General features: G+C 62.0%; 16 protein-coding genes. 6 read left to right on the top strand and 10 right to left on the bottom strand.

What is annotated here, in order from left to right; translation table 11 throughout:
• Window position 1: 1 nt before the first annotated feature.
• From GJR96_RS13355 to GJR96_RS13340, 4 genes are all read right to left on the bottom strand, one after another.
• Window positions 2-1,591 carry a COG1361 S-layer family protein gene (locus GJR96_RS13355; RefSeq protein ID WP_151163378.1) on the bottom strand — a complete coding sequence of 530 codons (1,590 nt, stop codon included), beginning with the start codon at window positions 1,589-1,591 and terminating at the stop codon, window positions 2-4.
• A gap of 183 nt (window positions 1,592-1,774) precedes the next feature.
• Entirely contained in the window at window positions 1,775-2,221 is a 447-nt protein-coding gene (locus GJR96_RS13350; RefSeq protein ID WP_151163377.1) for a hypothetical protein, read from the bottom strand.
• A 350-nt stretch (window positions 2,222-2,571) separates the two neighbouring features.
• The gene (locus tag GJR96_RS13345; RefSeq protein ID WP_151163376.1) at window positions 2,572-3,318 is read right to left on the bottom strand and encodes a DUF429 domain-containing protein; all 747 of its coding nucleotides are present in this window, start codon (window positions 3,316-3,318) and stop codon (window positions 2,572-2,574) included.
• Window positions 3,319-3,353: 35 nt separating this feature from the next.
• Entirely contained in the window at window positions 3,354-4,040 is a 687-nt protein-coding gene (locus tag GJR96_RS13340) for a winged helix-turn-helix domain-containing protein (protein ID WP_151163375.1), read from the bottom strand.
• 370 nt (window positions 4,041-4,410) lie between these two features.
• Here GJR96_RS13340 and GJR96_RS13335 point away from each other — a divergent pair, with 370 nt between their 5' ends.
• From GJR96_RS13335 to GJR96_RS13325, 3 genes are all read left to right on the top strand, one after another.
• Entirely contained in the window at window positions 4,411-4,842 is a 432-nt protein-coding gene (locus GJR96_RS13335; protein ID WP_151163374.1) for a DoxX family protein, read from the top strand.
• 141 nt (window positions 4,843-4,983) lie between these two features.
• Window positions 4,984-5,565: a flavin reductase family protein gene (locus GJR96_RS13330; RefSeq protein WP_151163373.1), complete on the top strand. Its 582-nt coding sequence runs from the start codon at window positions 4,984-4,986 to the stop codon at window positions 5,563-5,565.
• Window positions 5,566-5,605: 40 nt separating this feature from the next.
• Window positions 5,606-6,253, top strand: coding sequence for a hypothetical protein (locus GJR96_RS13325; RefSeq protein ID WP_151163372.1), 648 nt, complete (start codon window positions 5,606-5,608; stop codon window positions 6,251-6,253).
• A 48-nt stretch (window positions 6,254-6,301) separates the two neighbouring features.
• On the opposite strand, the gene GJR96_RS13320 is transcribed toward GJR96_RS13325, so the two are convergent.
• Window positions 6,302-6,703 (bottom strand): SRPBCC family protein, encoded by a 402-nt coding sequence (locus tag GJR96_RS13320; protein ID WP_151163371.1) that lies wholly within the window; start codon window positions 6,701-6,703, stop codon window positions 6,302-6,304.
• A gap of 409 nt (window positions 6,704-7,112) precedes the next feature.
• Here GJR96_RS13320 and mvaD point away from each other — a divergent pair, with 409 nt between their 5' ends.
• From mvaD to GJR96_RS13300, 3 genes are all read left to right on the top strand, one after another.
• On the top strand, window positions 7,113-8,087 hold the full coding sequence (gene mvaD, locus GJR96_RS13310; RefSeq protein WP_151163370.1) for a phosphomevalonate decarboxylase MvaD: 975 nt from the start codon (window positions 7,113-7,115) through the stop codon (window positions 8,085-8,087).
• Window positions 8,088-8,165: 78 nt separating this feature from the next.
• Window positions 8,166-9,299 (top strand): NAD(P)/FAD-dependent oxidoreductase, encoded by a 1,134-nt coding sequence (locus GJR96_RS13305; protein ID WP_151163369.1) that lies wholly within the window; start codon window positions 8,166-8,168, stop codon window positions 9,297-9,299.
• Between the two features lie 162 nt (window positions 9,300-9,461).
• Window positions 9,462-11,177 carry a sensor histidine kinase gene (locus tag GJR96_RS13300; RefSeq protein WP_151163368.1) on the top strand — a complete coding sequence of 572 codons (1,716 nt, stop codon included), beginning with the start codon at window positions 9,462-9,464 and terminating at the stop codon, window positions 11,175-11,177.
• Between the two features lie 5 nt (window positions 11,178-11,182).
• Here the strand turns inward: GJR96_RS13300 and GJR96_RS13295 are convergent, their stop codons facing one another.
• The 5 genes from GJR96_RS13295 to GJR96_RS13275 all read right to left on the bottom strand — a co-directional run bounded on the left by GJR96_RS13295 (window position 11,183) and on the right by GJR96_RS13275 (window position 16,296).
• Window positions 11,183-12,055 carry a polymer-forming cytoskeletal protein gene (locus GJR96_RS13295; RefSeq protein ID WP_151163367.1) on the bottom strand — a complete coding sequence of 291 codons (873 nt, stop codon included), beginning with the start codon at window positions 12,053-12,055 and terminating at the stop codon, window positions 11,183-11,185.
• Entirely contained in the window at window positions 12,039-13,337 is a 1,299-nt protein-coding gene (locus GJR96_RS13290; protein ID WP_151163366.1) for an MFS transporter, read from the bottom strand. Before GJR96_RS13290 ends, GJR96_RS13295 begins: the two co-directional genes overlap by 17 nt.
• Before the next feature lie 84 nt (window positions 13,338-13,421).
• On the bottom strand, window positions 13,422-14,081 hold the full coding sequence (locus GJR96_RS13285) for an SOUL family heme-binding protein (protein ID WP_151163365.1): 660 nt from the start codon (window positions 14,079-14,081) through the stop codon (window positions 13,422-13,424).
• 55 nt (window positions 14,082-14,136) lie between these two features.
• On the bottom strand, window positions 14,137-14,919 hold the full coding sequence (locus GJR96_RS13280; RefSeq protein WP_151163364.1) for a DUF7345 domain-containing protein: 783 nt from the start codon (window positions 14,917-14,919) through the stop codon (window positions 14,137-14,139).
• 45 nt (window positions 14,920-14,964) lie between these two features.
• Window positions 14,965-16,296: a DUF7096 domain-containing protein gene (locus GJR96_RS13275; protein ID WP_151163363.1), complete on the bottom strand. Its 1,332-nt coding sequence runs from the start codon at window positions 16,294-16,296 to the stop codon at window positions 14,965-14,967.
• Window positions 16,297-16,329 lie beyond the last annotated feature (33 nt).

Below are 16,329 nucleotides of genomic sequence, written 5' to 3'. Positions count from 1 at the left end.
CTCAGCGCCGCCCCCGTCGGCGAACGACGAGGAACCCGGCACCGCCAACGGCGACGAGGAGCACCGCCGCGCCGACGATGGGGAATGACAGACCGAACGGGAGCGACCCACCGTTTTCGACCGCTTCGACCCGGACGGGGACGCGGTAGGCGTCGGATATCGTCGTGTCACCCTCCTCGTTCTCGTAGCGGAAGTCGAGTTCGACCGGGTAGTCTTTCTCCAGTGCGCTCCCTGCGGCGGCAACGTCGAAGACAAGCGTCGCGGACTCACCCGGTCCGAGTTCGTCGACGAACGCTTCGGAGTCACTCGACGACAGTGGGTCTTCGAGGTAAATCTTCGCCGAGATGTCGCGGAGCGTCTCGTTCCGGTCGTTGACGACGGTCACGCGGAGTTCGCCGGAGCGACCGGGTGCGACCGTTCCTTCGTCGACGGTCACGTCGAACTCGGGCGACGAGGGTGCGACGTCGACACGGATGTCGATGTCGTCGCTCGTCCGTCGTTCACCTTCGGTGTCGCGGTAGGTGACGGTTGCCGTGTACTGCCGCGGGCCGGCGTCGGCACCTTCGGCGACTTGCACGTCGAAGGAGAAGGGTGCACTCGCACCGGGGTCGAGGTCACCGACGGCGTACTCTGTCTCGGTCGCTGTCGCACTTCCCTCGGGGAGCGAGAGTTCCACGACGACGTTCCGAGCAGGGGTCGAACCGTCGTTCACGACGGTTCCGACGAGTTTGCCGTCGTCACCGACGCGAAGAGTGCTCTCGACGTTCTCGAGGCTGAACGACTGTTCGGAAACCGGGAGGAACCCGGCGGCGAGTGGCGAATACTGCGACCGAGCACCGTCTGGGTCCTCGTAGACGATGTCGACAGCGATGACGTACCCGCGCATCGACCCATTCGAACTGAGTGAGGTGTCGTAGACGAAGGTACGGTTCTCACCGACGGGCCACTCCGGCGCGAACTGCGTCGCCGTCTCGGTTCCGTCGAACGTCACCTCTGGAGACTGCGAGGTGACGGCGACGACGGTGTTTCGGGCGTCGAGTTCGCCGACGTTCCGAATCGTGAGTGCAACGGCACCTTGCCCGCCGACGGGGACGGTGGAGTCAGACCCGACGACGGCGAACCGGACGCGTTCTTCGACGCGGAGGGGAACGTCGAGGTCGTACGTCCGGCGGTGGGCGTTGTCGAACTCGTAGGTGATTCGCAGTCGGAGGTCGTACTCGCCGGCAGCGATGTTCTCGGGGGCTTCGACTGCGAACTCGACTTCTCTGGTGTCACTGTCGTTCATCGTCCCGACGAACACGTCACCGGTTCTGACGACGAACGGAGTGTTCGCGGACCTGAGTTTGACCCGGACGTTCTCCGCCGTCTTCGACACGTCCTCGGGGTCGACCGGGTCGTTCGAGAAGCCGACACGAACCGTCGTCTCCTCACCCGGTGTGACGACTGGGTTGACGACGTACGCACGGAACACGGGGACTTTGTTCGGTGTCCGTTCTTCTTCTTCTTCCGGTGCTTCCTGTGCCACGACACCCATGGGGACCGAAGCGAGGACGAGCAATACAGCAAACAGGATTGGGAAGTGACTCTTCATTGTATGTGTCCGGGGAGGGTGGACAGACCGCGTCCCGGTACCGCGGGTCTCGGTGGAGGGCGCCCTGAGAGCGACCCAACTAGCCGTTGATACGTCACGAACAGGCAAATAGCGGTATGCGGTTCGTTCCTGACTGTCGGCAGTTGCTGATTGTCAGTCTGTCAGGGCGTTCGCGTGGGGTCGTCACCGAACGTGCTCGTCCACGCCGAGTTCGTCTATCGCGCGGACGACGACGTACGCCTCGACGAGGTCACGTCGCTCGACCATCGGGTCTTCGGCGTTCTCGATGACTTCGACGGCGTCGTCGAGGAGTCGCCGTTCCTGTTCGGTCTGGTCGGGTTCCGCCCGAGTGCTATTCAACAGTGCCTCGAAGTCCTCGCGGATGCTGAAGTCTGCACGAGCGACGTTACACCGTGAGAGTGGGTGCATCCCCACGTCCAGAACCAATTCGGAGACGAGTTCCCAGTCACTCTCACAGAACTGGAGCGTCACGTCGCCGACGATGTCTCGCCACGCAATCGGTGCGGCGTTTCGCATGAGCGTCACTGCCCGTGGAGGGACGGCAATCCGTGCGACGGTTCTGGGGTCGTCGCAGAGACAGCACGGTTGGTCCGTCCTGCCGGTGTACATGCCGGGGGGGTAGGGAGTCCGGAGAGATGTACGTTTGGGGCGGGAGAGAGCAGTGCAGTGGAGTTCTCGGCGGCGAAAAGACTGGTTAGTACGAGGTGAAAAGGCACGGGGTTCGACGCCCGGGGCGGGGACAATCGAACCCAGATTTGGCAGCGGGTGGCGCGACCGGCGGAAAAGCTGGCACTGAATCACGCGATTGGGCTAGGCTGGGCGCACTTTGGCTGTCGCATCGGCCACGCCAACAGCATAATTGTGAACCAGCCATAAATATCTTCTTGCAACCCCCATATGTCCAGATATAGCGCACTATATATTCCTACGCCCAAATTATCTGTATAGATATTTTGCTTCTACAAGTTTATGGATGCGCACTTTTTCGAGGTCTGCGGGACGTGTATCGCCATCGGGAGGCCAGTCGCGTCGGAGGGTGGTGACTCGGGGAGTGTGACGAGCGGATACGTCGCCGCCACGGCGAGGGCGAGAGCGTCGATGATGTCGTCGCGGGCGACGTCCCGACGGAGCGTGTCAGCCAGCGTGTCGCGGTAGACTCCTCTCGGGTCGTCGTCGGGGGCGACGCGTTGCAGCACGTCGAGACGACGCTCGCGTCCCTCGACAGTCGACTTCGACTCGGCGAGTGGTTCGCCGGCGAACGCCGCGAAGGCGAGTTCTGGATGGGCCTCGCGAATTCGTTCGCGAGCGCAAGGCGTCGATTGGAGCACTGAGTCGACGGCGCGAATCTTCGGGACCAGATTCCACGCCTGAATCGAGAGTCCGGCACCGGTTCGGTCACGGTTCCGTGCACTCGCCTGTTCGTGTGAGGATACGTCGAGGACATCCCTGACAGGGGCGAAGAAGACGGTCGATGCACGACTCCCGAGTCGTGTTCGGGCCTCGACGTCACACGCTCGGCGCTCGGACGTGGGGAGTCCGATTGGCACGTCGACCAACACGAGGTTCACGTCTCGGTCGTGTGCGTCATCCCACACGGACTGGAAATCAGAGACGACACGAATCGCGAACCCGTCGGGTGAATAGTACGCACAGACCCATCCCGCCCGGCACCCATCGACGCCGACGACAGTTCGTGAGGCAGGCACAGCCCACTGTTACGGACCGGTGACCAAAGAAGTGGTCAGTCGTCAGCGTCGGTTGTGACGGGGCTAGTCGCCTGAATACAGGTGTCCACCAGTCCTTCGATAGCGGTTTCGAATGTCTTTTGCACCGAGATGAGGAGTTTCACGTCGTCATTCATCGGTACGCGGACGACGAGCGCTTTTTCGAGGCCGACGGCGATGTACTCGGGACCACCCGTCGGAAGTTCCCCGATTGGTTGTTCGAGCGGTTCTTCGTTGGCGAGCGTCGAGACGACTGTCTTGAGCGTCTCTTCGTCGTATTCGTCGAACAACGTCGGTGACGAGAAGTGAACCCACGCTTGACTCGGTTCACACCACGCGATGGCCCGGAGTGAGTCACCGTACGTCGCTTCGAGTTTATCGACCAACTCAGGTGCGGGAAAGCCGTCAGCATCGACGACAGTGAGGTCCACACGCTGGTCTAACGCCACCCGTTCGTAGGCGAGTTCACCGAGGTCAGTCAGGCCATACAGACGCCCCTTCTGTTGCGACTCCGGAACCAGGAGTTCGACGATACCCTCGTCGCGCAACTCCGAGAGTGCGCGTGATACGTGGGGTTGTGCGAGGCCAGTCTCAGTCGCGATACGCGACGGGAGTCCGGACCCGTGTTCTGAAAGATATTCACATACGGTGAGGCGATAGCGGGAACTTGCAATGTATCCTGCAGAGTCCCATGTCTCAGTCATGGCTCTCAGTACCCGCGGTTGTTTTCATCATTACTGACACGTCCCAAATAGATATCACCGTGTAGCCGTGTATATCTTTCGCGCCGCGGGTTGAAATACCATATTTATACCATATCGAGTCTGTATCTCAAAAATCAGCCGACACGGCCTCGGTCAAATAATAGATTTACCGAACCACACGATTCCACCATCGTGTTTGTCGTGTGAGAGTTCAGTGATGGAGGTGTTACCCGGTACACCCTCGGTTACCCGGTGACACTGGTGTCAGCAAACATATATTTCGGTTCCGACTCGTACCAGATAACGTAATGTTAGCACCAGTCGCCGAGACGGAACAGTTCACGACCGATGCCACGACGGAGGTTCGCGCATGAGTACCGCACTCCAGTTTGCCGGCGCGGGAACCGACGTCGCGTTCCTCGCCGCTCGAGTCCTCTTCGGTGCGGTCATCGCGTTCATGGGGCTCAACCACTTCATGAATGTCGACCAGATGTCAGGATACGCAGAGATGAAGGGTCTGCCGGCACCACGCTTCGGCGTCGTGTTCTCCGGAGGGATGCTCGTGTTCGGTGGTCTCGGTATCGCCGCCGGCGTCTTCCCGGCACTCGCCGCGGGCGCAGTTGCGCTGTTCTTGCTCGTCAGCACGCCACTGTTCCACAACTTCTGGGCCGTCCCCGAAGACCAACAGCAGTCCGAGATGACCGACTTCCTCAAGAACGTGGTCATGCTCGGCGGCGCCCTCGTCTTCCTCGCACTCAGTAGTGTCACGTGGCCCTACGCAATCGGCGTCGGCCTGTTCTGACGACTGTCGTCGGTTCGGTCCACCTCACCCCGGCTTGAGGCGACGACCACACCACAGATTCATCCACTCACACTCCCCTTTCCACTACATGACTACTCTCAGATTCGACCAGTTCCGACAACACACGACGGAGGCACACTGATGGAGGGTGAACCGACCGCATTCGGGTCGGCGTACCGACTGCTCTCCGGTTCCGTCGTTCCCCGGCCGATTGCGTGGGTCAGTTCCCGCGGCGACGACGGTGACAACCTCGCGCCGTACAGTTTCTTCACTGTCGCCAGCATCGACCCACCGATTCTGGTCTTCGCCCCCGTGGGCCACGGGTCGTCGCTGAAAGATACGCCACGCAACGCCATCGACCACGGCGAGTTCGTCGTCAACGTGGTCACGAGCGACCTCGTCGAGGCGATGAACCAAACTGCTGCGACAGTCCCCGCCGGCGTCGACGAGTTCGAACACGTCGGAATCGAGAAAGCCGAAGCAGTCCGCGTCGATGCCCCACGCGTCGCCGAGGCAGACGTGTCCTTCGAGTGCACACTGTACGACAGCATGGAAGTCGGGTCCTCGACGCTCGTCCTCGGGGAAGTCGTCTACGCCCACGTCGCAGACGAGGTGCTGACCGACGGCAAACTCGACACGACGAAACTCGACGCAATCGGCCGACTCGCCGGCAGTCAGTACACGAGAACCGGCGACCGGTTCGAACTCGTCCGCCCGGAGTAGCGGGGAAGCTTTATTTCGAGGTATTTTGTCTGTTGACGCAATGAGCGACGTGTCGTTGTCGAGTGTACTCTCGTTTCTCGATGCTGACGATGTGGCGACGGTAGTCCGGCGAGTCCACGCCGAACGCGGGGAGCGAACGAAACGAACCGAGCGAGACGGGCGAACGTTCCTCTTCGTCGCACCGGAAGGCGCGACGCAACCAACTGGCGTCACGTGGGTCGACGTAGCCGCCGAGTTCGACGAACGGACTGTCGAAGTCTTCGCCGAACGGTGCGAGTCACAGGGTGTCCACGGGACACTCCTGACGACGGGCGACGAAGCACAGGCCAGAGAGACACTCGCGTTCGCGTTCGCTACCGAAGACCAACTCGAAGAACCCGGGTCGGAAGAGGAAGAACCACGTCTCCTCGTCGAACCGGACGAGGTTGCCGTCCCCATCACGCTGGAGACACTCGACGACCTCGTGGACGACGTCGAATCTGTCGACCTCACAGACGACATCGTCGACGAGTACCACGAACCACACCAACCCGAGTTCGAAGAAGTCCTGAACGAAGTCGACGCCGCGGAAGCGGCGGAAGCAGAAGCGTCGGACCAGAACGCTGGTTCTGGTGTCGGCATCGTCGTCGCACTCGTCGCACTCGTCGCACTCGCACTCGTCGGGGGCCTGCTGTTGGGCGTGTTCTGAAGAGATTCCTCAGGCCAGTCTCCGATTACTGTTCTGCTCGTCTGCCGCTTACTTCCTCACGTTCGACGTCGCGAGTCGTTCGATTCGCCCGAGTGCAATCGCACAGACCGCCGCGTACGGACTGGCGGCGACCGGTATCTCGAACGCGACTTCACAGCGGTCTACACCGACGGCCGTAACGCGATGCCCAGTTGCAGGCACTCCGGCGACACGCCACGTCCACCGATACTCGTCACAGGCCTCGATGGTGAACGGGACCCAGACACCTGCGACTCGAACGTCTCCCCGACTCCCCGCCTCGATTCGTCCCTCCACGCCGCGGACCGCCGAGACACTCGGCCCCCACTCCGTCCAGTCGTCGACCGACACCAACACGTCCCAGACGACGGCCGCCGGTGCAGAGACGACGCGAGAGACGACGAGACGCCTCCCACTGGGCGTCTGCTCCACTCGCGTTCGTATCCCCCCGTCTGTCGTGTTTCATGAACCTAGTATGCTAATAAGTCGTAATATAATATTGGCGAAAGGCTTATACTCGAACCGTGGTAGTCAGTAGCAAGGTACACACGATGCACACCGAAAACCGACCGAAACCGACCATGCGAGACGTTAGCCACACACCACCGACAGGCGAGAGCGTCACGAACGTCTGGGAACGCGGAAACGAATTAGACACGGACGACGAATAACGAATCCTCGAGAGACCATCACCGCTACTGTTTGGAGTCAGTAGCACAACCATTCTCTTTGCGCCGAACGTGACCGGCGACCAATCACTGGGAACCTGACCGCTCTTCTGTGACCAGAAGGTCCGCCACCTATCGGGACGTTTAACCCCCAGTCTGACCGCCATTCGAGCATGAAGGCCACCGCTAAGGCCCACCCGATTCAGGGCCTCGTGAAGTATCACGGGATGCGAGACACGGAGCGTCGAATGCCGTACCACGACAGTATCAGCGTCTGTACGGCGCCGAGTCACACGAAGACGACGGTCGAATTCCTCCCCGACGCCGACGAGGACGTCTACGTTATCGGCGGCGAGGAAGTCGAGGGACGCGGCGCAGAGCGAATCTGCGCCGTCGTCGACCGGGTCCGAGAACTGGCCGGCTTCGACCACCGGGTTCGACTGGAGAGCGAGAACTCCTTCCCCTCGAACATCGGATTCGGGTCGTCAGCGTCCGGGTTCGCCGCCGCCGCGATGGCACTCGCCGAGGCGGCCGAACTCGACATGACGCGCCCCGACATCTCGACGATTGCCCGGCGCGGGTCGGCGTCTGCTGCCCGTGCGGTCACGGGTGCAGTCTCGCACCTCTACTCGGGTATGAACGACACGGACTGCCGGTCCGAACGCATCGAGACGGACCTCGAAGACGACCTGCGCATCGTGGCCGCCCACGTCCCCGCGTACAAGGAAACCGAACAGGCACACGCCGAGGCGGCGGACAGTCACATGTTCCAAGCCCGGATGGCCCACATCCACGCGCAAATCGACGACATGCGCGAGTACCTCTACGAGGCCGACTTCGACGCCGCCTTCGAACTCGCCGAACACGACTCGCTGTCGCTCGCGGCGACCACGATGACCGGTCCCGCCGGGTGGGTCTACTGGCAACCGCGCACCATCGCCGTCTTCAACGCCGTCCGCAAACTGCGCAAAGAAGAGGACATCCCCGTCTACTTCTCGACGGACACCGGCGCGAGCGTCTACGTCAACACGACGGCCGACTACGTCGAACGTGTCGAGGAAGTCGTCGCCGACTGCGGCGTCGAAACCGACGTGTGGTCCGTCGGCGGCCCCGCCGAGATTCTCGACGAGTCCGAAGCGCTGTTCTAACCACGACGGCCCGACCAGTGTCGGCACCGAGTGTCCGGTGCCGTCACCCTCATTTCTCTCGCGCCCGACGTGTTAGCCATGCGTGTCCTGGTCCTCGGTGCCGGGTACGCGGGCCTCACACTCGCCCGTGAACTCGAACGCCGACTCCCCGCCGACGCCGACTTGACCGTGGTGAACGACTCGCCGTATCACCTCGTCCAACACGAAGTCCACCGCGCGATTCGGCGTCCGTCCGTCGCCGACCCCATCCACGTTCCACTCGACGAAGCGCTGACCCGCGCCGACGTGGTGGTCGACCGAGTGACGGACGTGGACCCCGAGTCCCACCGGGTCCACCTCGCGGAAGGAGAGTCACTTTCCTACGACTACTGTGCCGTCTGTCTCGGGGCGGAGACCAACTACTACGGGATTCCGGGGCTCGAAGCACACGCCCTCCCGCTGAAGCGACTCGACCACGCCGAAGCAATCCGCGCGCGGTTCTTCGACGAGTGCGACGAGGGCGGAACCGTCGTCGTCGGTGGGGCCGGTCTCTCCGGGATTCAGGCCGCGGGCGAACTCGCCGCCCTCCGTGACGAAGAGAACGCCCACACGGACGTCGTCCTCGTCGAGCAGTTGGACACTGTCGCGCCGTCGTTCGCCGAAAACTTCCAGCGGGCAGTCCGAGACGAGTTGCTCGACAGAGGTGTCGAACTCCGAACCGAGACGACAGTCCAGTCGGTCACGGGAACGACTGTCGAGACAGACACCGGAGACATCGACTACGACATGCTCGTCTGGACAGGTGGGATAACCGGTGACGAGGCGATGGGGAACCAACGGCCGTCGGTCAGGGCAGACCTCCGACTCGACAGCAGAACGTTCGTCGTCGGTGACGCCGCCCGTGTCGTCGACGCCGATGGAGAACCGGTCCCTGCGAGTGCGTCTGCCGCCCTCCGCGAGGCGAAAGTCGTCGCCGCCAACGTCGCGACCCAAGTCGCCTACGAGCAATCGGGAGACACCGGCGACTTCCCACCACGTCCGAAACCGTACCGATTCGAGGTTCCGGGATGGATTGTCTCGGTCGGTGACGGCGCTGTCGCACAGGTCGGCCCGAGTATCTTCCGCGGGAGTGCAGCGAAGGCCATGAAGGCCACTGTGGGTGCCGGCCACCTCACGTCCGTCGGGGCCGTCTCACGGGCAGTGGCGCTCGTCGAAGAAGAGATGAACACCTGAGGAGAGGCGCTGGTTCGTGGAGTGTCCAGCAGGTGTCCCAATCTTCTCCGGTCTGAGAAAGTCTAATATACCCGGGTACAATCCGGTGTTATAGGCCGATGATACCGAGACGGACGACCGAACGACTGGGTCACCACCAGTGACGACGAGTGGCTAGTGGCGATGGAGTGGCAACACACGCTCTACGCCTACCCGATGGTCTTCGCGGCAGTCGTCGCCGCCATCCTCACAGGATACGCCATCGAGTACACCCGTCGAAACGGTCGAAATCCCATCGCCGTGTCGTTCGCGGCGTTGACCGCGACGGTCACCTTCTGGACGGCACTGACGACGGTGAAACTCCTCGTACTCGACCCGGCGGCGAAACTGCTCGCCTACAAGTTCCTTCACGTCGGTGCGGCGCTGGCACCACCGACCTTCCTCGTCTTCGCACTCGCGTACACCGACCGTCACGAGTGGCTCGACCGCAGAATTGTCTCGTCCCTGTACGTGGTTCCGGTCGTGTTCCTCGCCGTGTTGTTCAGCAACCCCCGAGACTTGGGCTACACCGGGGTAGAAATCGCCACCACGGACGGCGTGGCTACCCTGTCGGTTATCGACGGCCCGGTGAGCGTGTTCGGACTCGTCTACGGATTCGTCGTTCTCTTCGTCGCGCTCGGCATCCTGACGCAGTACGCACTGGAGTTAGACCGCACGTTCAGGACGCAATCTGGACTCCTTCTCGTGGGGATGGCCGTGCCGACTGTCGTCGCCATCTTCGAACTCACAGACACACCGCCATTCGGTGGCGGGGTGAACCTGATTCCAGCGTCGTTGGCGGTTCCAGCGGTCACCTTCGGTCTCGCCGCCTCCCAGTTCAAACTCCTCGACATCCTCCCTCTCGCCCACGCGACTATCGGTGAACACGTGACCGATGGCCTCGTCGTCCTCGACACTGACGAAGTCGTCGTCCACACGAACGACCACGTGGCGGACCTCCTCGGCACTGACGAGTCACTCGTGGGGACACACGCGAGTGCGGCCATCCCGCGGTACGACGAACTCGGAGGCGGACGGACCTCAGTCGATGTGCTCGTCGACGGGAATCGCTACGTCGAAGTGACGCGCATCCCGCTCGAACAACCGAGTGGTCTCGTCGGATGGGTACTGTCGATTCGGGACGTGTCCCTGCGAAAGCAGCACGAACTGTCGCTCGAGTCCAGAAACGACGAACTCGAAGTTCTCAATCGAATCGTCCGCCACGACATCCGAAACGACATGCAACTCGTCACGTCGTACATCGAACTCGTGATGGACCGAGAATCACTCGCCTCCGAGAGTCGAACCTATCTGGAGACTGCGCACAGACGGGCGCAACACACGGTCGAACTGACCGACCTCTTGGGGCAGTTGATACGAGCGTCCAACGACGACGAACGGCGCTACCCCGTCGACGCGGGCGCCGTTCTCACGAGCGCCGTCGAGAGCGTCCGGGACGGCTACCCGAACGCGAATATCTCCGTCGACGACGCTCCGACTGCGATAGTCCTCGCCAACGACCTGCTCGATTCGGTCTTCGTGAACATCCTGAAGAACGCAGTCGTCCACAGCGACCTGGACGAACCGACTATCGACATCTCTGTCGTAGTCGACGACGAGACAGTCTGTGTCGACTTCGCCGACGACGGACCGGGTATCCCCGACGACCGAAAGCCAGACGTATTCGAAAAAGACACCAAAGGCCTCGAAAGCCCCGGAACCGGAACCGGACTCTATCTGGTCGAAACCATCGTCTCGAACTTCTCCGGCACCGTCTCGATAGCAGATAACGACCCGCGTGGGACGTCGTTCTCCGTCGAATTACCACTCGCAGAACCTGCTGTCACCTCGGAAGCGTAACCGAGTCACGTGAGCAACGATACCGGTTCGAACTCTCGAAGGCCGAAATACGTCACGAGTATCGCACCGAGACTGACCACGAGGAGGCCGAGTTGTACGGCGCTCCCGACGAGTGGGAGTGTGCCGAGGAGTTCGAGGACGACGGCGAACAGGACGACTCCAACGGCCGTAGAAACGTCCGGTCGGTCGACGGGGACTCGTCGGCCGACGAGGTAGCCGTAGACGAGGTAGCCGTAGGCGACTGTCAGGCCACCAACGCCGACTCCCAGGACACTCACCGGAATGAGGATAATCGTCATCGCCATGAACACGACGAGTGCGAGCGTCGTCGTGGCGACGAGGAGGCCGACGACGCCGCTCACGACTGGGTGGGCGGTGACTGCTCGTCCGACGGTGGCGAAAGCGAACTCGAACCGTCGAACGAGAAGCGCCGCCGCGAGTGCGAGTCCGAGCGTCTGCGCCACTTTGAATGCCAGACTGCTCGCGGGCGACGACGATTGCGCTGCCAGCGTCTCGGCGGTGGTGAACGATTCGAGCGTCGCCCCGTCTGCGATATCGAGCGCTCCGGCGATGTACTGCACGTCACCGGCGACGACGGCAGACGAGGCGAACGTCAGATTTCCACTCAACTGTGTCACGTCGCCGTCGATTGTACCCTGTACGTCGGCAGTCCCGCCGATGACGTACACGTCTCCCGACACCGTGGTATTCGCCGGTATCGTCACCGTTCCGCCGCCAACCACGTACACGTCGGGAATCTCGCCGACAGAGTGCGTTCCGTCGGTGATAATCTCCATCGATTCGACCGTCCCGCCTTGTACCCCGACGAGGAGAAGCACCACGACGAGGAGTGGAATCAGTTCAATTGGGTTCGCCACGATGTCCCTCCGTCCAGAGTGAGTGCATTCGCCTGACGTAGATACCGACTGCGAGGCCGACGAACAGTAGCAATGCGAGTGCGTTCACGAGGTTCAGGTGGTCGAGTAACGTCACCGACGTACTCTGAAAGTAGAGCGCGAGTGCGGTACTCAGGAACGTCGAGAGGAACCCGGCCAGACCGATACCGACCGCCGAGTGAGTGCCAATCGTCTCTGGCGTCGAGAGGTCGGGCCAGAGCGCGAAGTTGAGTGTCGTGTAGAAACTGACCGCGAGTGCGTAGAACGCTGGGTTGAGCGGCGAACTCGGCCCGGTAGCGAGCGCCGGGAACCACATCGCGATGCGAATGTCGAACGTGTACAACAGGTGCGTGAACGAGAACAGGCCGAACGTGGCGAGAAATAGCACTCGGCGGTCGAACGTCGTGTAGAGGACGCCCGCCATCACCGCGCCGACGACGTGGACCACTGCCAAGAGCAGGTGCATCGAAAATTCTGGAGACTGCCACGAGGCGAGAACCAGCGACGGCGTGTCGAGGATTCGGAGGAATCCGAGACTGTCGACGAAGAAGACGCCGAACATCAACACGAGGGGGACGAGAAACGCCGCCTCGCGTATCGATACCGGACCCTCACGACAGAATCGGCCGACGCCGAACTGTTCGTGCTGGCGCGCGAGTCGTTCGAGAAACGGTGGTGGTCTGAACACGAGGACGGCGAGGAGGACGACACCGGGAACCATCGCCGCGACGACGACTCGACTGAACGACTCGATGTGCCAATCGAGTGGATAGACGTTCGCGAGGAAGTACGTCAGGGCCGTCGCCGCCGCCGCAACCGCCCCTCGGTCAGGGACCGCGACGAAGTCGATGGTCAGCGCGAACGTCGCCGGAAAACCGACGCCCATCGAGAGCGACGCGAGGACAATCCACGCGCCGAACTGCGGGGCAGTCCGGACGAACGGCGCGACGGACGTGAGCACGACCTGAACGACGACGACACCGAGCAGGATTCTGAGTTTGGCGTGCAACGACGACGACCACCCGCGTCGGTCCATCGTGACACCGAAGGCGACGGCAGTGACGAGCGTCACGAGTGCGAGCGTCGCCATCCATCCCGAGACTGCCGTCTCTGACAACCCGACGAGACGGGTTCCGAGGTCCAACAGGCCGAGTTGGACGAACGTGACGTTGTAGTAGTATCCGCCGGTGAGAAGCGCGACGAAGAAGGCGTACCCGAAGAGGGTCTCCCAATCGCCTCGCCTGACGGCAGTCACGATACTCATCAGTCCGAGGTTCGGTCGCTCGACTGATAAACCTGTGACACTGGTGTCACTCGACCGCTCGGGGTTCGTGCTGGTCACCCCGTGCTACGCTGTCTCCTGTCCTCGCTCCCGGCGCTGAACCTCGACGGCGACTTCGTTGGTTCGGAAGAACGGCAGCGTCGACGGTGGGTCGTACTGCATGAGGAACGGTTTCCCGACGACAGCAATGCCGGTTTCAGCGAGTGTGTCCAGGAGCGAGTCCACCTCTCGTCGGGTTCGCCGACCAGTCGCGTACCACGAGAATTGCCGGACTGCGAGCGTTCGCGCGGGGTGTTCGACGAGTTCCACGTCGGGGTCAGTCGGACGCGGCGCGGAATCGTACTCGTACGACGACGGGAGGAAAAACGCCATCTGCACGCCCGAGTCGGTTCTGTCAGTGGCGACGGGGGCCGTCATCGGAATCTTCGTTCCGGATTCTGGGCCAACCAGTTCAGTCGCCACCGGTGCCGTCATCGAGACTTCCTCCCGGCGTTGATTCGCCCCGGAGATGTAGCGGAAGAGTCGCTGAAACGCGACGCCGGTGTTCCGTGCCGTCGTCTCGACGGTCACCGTCGTCGGATAGTGACGAATCTCCACGTCGTCGACAGACTCCACCACGGTGTACGGAACCGTCTCGGTGTCCGTCGAACGAGTGGCCCGTGAGAGCGCTGTAGCCCCGAGTGCGAGGCCGAGGCCGGCGAGGACGAATTTTGTACGGCGCTTCATGGACCCAATACGTCAGCGAACCATAAGACGAGTTCGGGGAGGGAAAAAGCGGGTCTCAGTCGCGCCGACGGCCCAGAATACCGAGCACGACGGCCACGGTGAGAAGTGCAATCACCGGTTCAGGGCCGACGGGCATGTCGGTCGATGACGTGGATACGTCGCTCGACTGGTCGTCGGTCGAGTCGGTGGATTCGAACGACACGGAAAGTCCATCGAGGGGACCACTCGTGTTCCACGCGACGACAGACGATGACTTCACGTCCGGATTCGGTGCGACAGACGCGACTTGGTACCCGTCGGGCGCGCGGACGACGAACGCCCGGTCAGGGTCGAACCCCTCGTCGAACGGTTCGGCGAGAACGAGGGTTTCGTCAGTGCTGGACGCGACGTTCGTCCACGTCACGGACAGTTCGACCAGTCCAGTGGTCCCCTCGTTCAGTTTGTCGAACTGCGCGACAGGGTCGCGGATGGTCATCTCCCGGCCAGTCTCGTTCGACGCCCGCGTTGCGAGCGGTTCGAGACGAGTCGCGTACGAATCCGCGAACGTCGAGGCGTTCGATTTGAGGCGCTCGAATCCGGTTCGTTCCGCGTCCTCGGTGAGGTCGTACAGCAGGCGAAGCGTGACGCGGGCCGACCCGTCGGGTGCGAGTGTCACCACGAACGCCGACGTGTCGTTGAGCGTCTGCATCGACGATTGCGAGGCGGTCGAATCGACTGTGGATGCGTGGGTGCTTCCGACCGTAGTGGGTGCCGCAACCCCCGACCCGGACAGGGTGCTCAACACGACCAGTGCGGCGAGCAATCTGCCGATTGCTCGGACGCGACCATTATCGGCCATCACGAGTCGCCTCCACAGTGGTCACGTATTCCGTCGATTCGCCCGTCATTCACTCTCCGGAGTTTCCGTCTCGGACTCGTCGTCGTCCTCGTCGTCTTCTTCTTCTTCGGTCTCCGTTTCACCATCTTCTTCGTCGTCTTCGTCGTCTTCCTCGTCTTCGTCATCCTCGACATCGTCTCCGTCTTCTTCTGCTTCGTCGTCGTCTTTCTCGTCTTCTTCTGCATCTTCATTCTCTTTCTCTTCCTCGTCTTCGTCATCCTCGACGTCGTCTCCGTCTTCTTCTGCTTCGTCGTCGTCTTCCTCGTCCTCTTCTTCTGCTTCGTCTTCAACGTCGTCGTCTTCCTCGTCCTCGTCAGGCGATTCAATCTCGGATTCGAGGCGGTAGACGGTACCAGATGACCCGTCCACGCGGACTTCGGCATCACCGGTGGAGTTCGTCCCGGTCAGTTCGAACTCGAACTCGTAGTATCCGGAGTCGTCGTGTTTGTCGCTCTCGACGAGCGACCACGACCCGACAGACGGCGTTCCGAGTTCGTCTCGGGCGGTATCGAGGGCGTCCGATTGGCTGACAGAGAAGTTCGCGTCGTCGTCGCGTTCACGCTCGACTTCACGTGATTCTTCGCCGTCTTCGCTCTCCACCTTGATGGAGAGGCCACCCTCGGTTTCGAGTTCGACTTCACCTTCGCTGACGCCGGTGAACTGCTTCAGCAGGGCCCTCGCACCGACACCAGAGACGGATTCGAGGGAGTCGTTGATGCTGGCGAGGGCAGATTCGTTGAATCCGGCGGCCGCGAGGCTCTCGTTGGAGACGTTCTTCGAGCGAGAATCGAGGCGTGCGATGCTCGTCGAGAGGTCTTCACTGCGCGCGTTGAGCGTCGCGATGCGTTGGGCGTACTCTGAACGAGTTAGTTCGCCGGCTTCGTACGCCTCACTGGCTTCTTCGTACGATTCGCGAATCTCCTCGCCGCGTTCTTCGAGCGCTTCTGCCCGTTCTTCGAGCGCTTCGGCTCGGTCGTCGTCCTCACCACGTTCGAAGCGCACCTCGAACGCGCTCTCTTCGACTTCCGTCCGGACTTCGCTGTCAGTCTGTGCGACGATGGTCGTGAGTTGCTGGCCGACAGTGACCTCGACCGTTCCGCTGGTCGCGTTCGAATCGGACGCCGTGTCGTTCGTCGTCGTGTTCGAGGCTGTGGTCGTGGTATCGTTCGTCGCAGTGGTCGTCGTGTTGTTCGTCGCGAACCACCCGTCTGAAGCGGACCCAAGTGCGGCGGGTTCGGTATCCGTATCAGGGGCCACGCCCGCGGCGGCGGCAGTCGGCGTCACCACACCGACGAGTAGGGCACCGACGAGCAGTACCGAGAGGAGTTGTCTCTTCATCGTTGGTCGGCAATCACGACGACAGTAGCATAA

Source organism: Haloferax litoreum, assembly GCF_009674605.1.
Lineage (GTDB): Archaea > Halobacteriota > Halobacteria > Halobacteriales > Haloferacaceae > Haloferax > Haloferax litoreum.
This window is presented reverse-complemented; position numbering and strand designations above follow the sequence as displayed.

Bases quoted from the DNA above. Each gene is read 5' to 3' on its own strand.
- GJR96_RS13280 (WP_151163364.1), bottom strand. From the start codon at position 14,919: ATGGCCGATAATGGTCGCGTCCGAGCAATCGGCAGATTGCTCGCCGCA.
- GJR96_RS13355 (WP_151163378.1), bottom strand. From the start codon at position 1,591: ATGAAGAGTCACTTCCCAATCCTGTTTGCTGTATTGCTCGTCCTCGCT.
- mvaD (WP_151163370.1), top strand. From the start codon at position 7,113: ATGAAGGCCACCGCTAAGGCCCACCCGATTCAGGGCCTCGTGAAGTAT.
- GJR96_RS13350 (WP_151163377.1), bottom strand. From the start codon at position 2,221: ATGTACACCGGCAGGACGGACCAACCGTGCTGTCTCTGCGACGACCCC.
- GJR96_RS13325 (WP_151163372.1), top strand. From the start codon at position 5,606: ATGAGCGACGTGTCGTTGTCGAGTGTACTCTCGTTTCTCGATGCTGAC.
- GJR96_RS13285 (WP_151163365.1), bottom strand. From the start codon at position 14,081: ATGAAGCGCCGTACAAAATTCGTCCTCGCCGGCCTCGGCCTCGCACTC.
- GJR96_RS13330 (WP_151163373.1), top strand. From the start codon at position 4,984: ATGGAGGGTGAACCGACCGCATTCGGGTCGGCGTACCGACTGCTCTCC.
- GJR96_RS13290 (WP_151163366.1), bottom strand. From the start codon at position 13,337: ATGAGTATCGTGACTGCCGTCAGGCGAGGCGATTGGGAGACCCTCTTC.
- GJR96_RS13335 (WP_151163374.1), top strand. From the start codon at position 4,411: ATGAGTACCGCACTCCAGTTTGCCGGCGCGGGAACCGACGTCGCGTTC.
- GJR96_RS13340 (WP_151163375.1), bottom strand. From the start codon at position 4,040: ATGACTGAGACATGGGACTCTGCAGGATACATTGCAAGTTCCCGCTAT.
- GJR96_RS13305 (WP_151163369.1), top strand. From the start codon at position 8,166: ATGCGTGTCCTGGTCCTCGGTGCCGGGTACGCGGGCCTCACACTCGCC.
- GJR96_RS13275 (WP_151163363.1), bottom strand. From the start codon at position 16,296: ATGAAGAGACAACTCCTCTCGGTACTGCTCGTCGGTGCCCTACTCGTC.
- GJR96_RS13300 (WP_151163368.1), top strand. From the start codon at position 9,462: ATGGAGTGGCAACACACGCTCTACGCCTACCCGATGGTCTTCGCGGCA.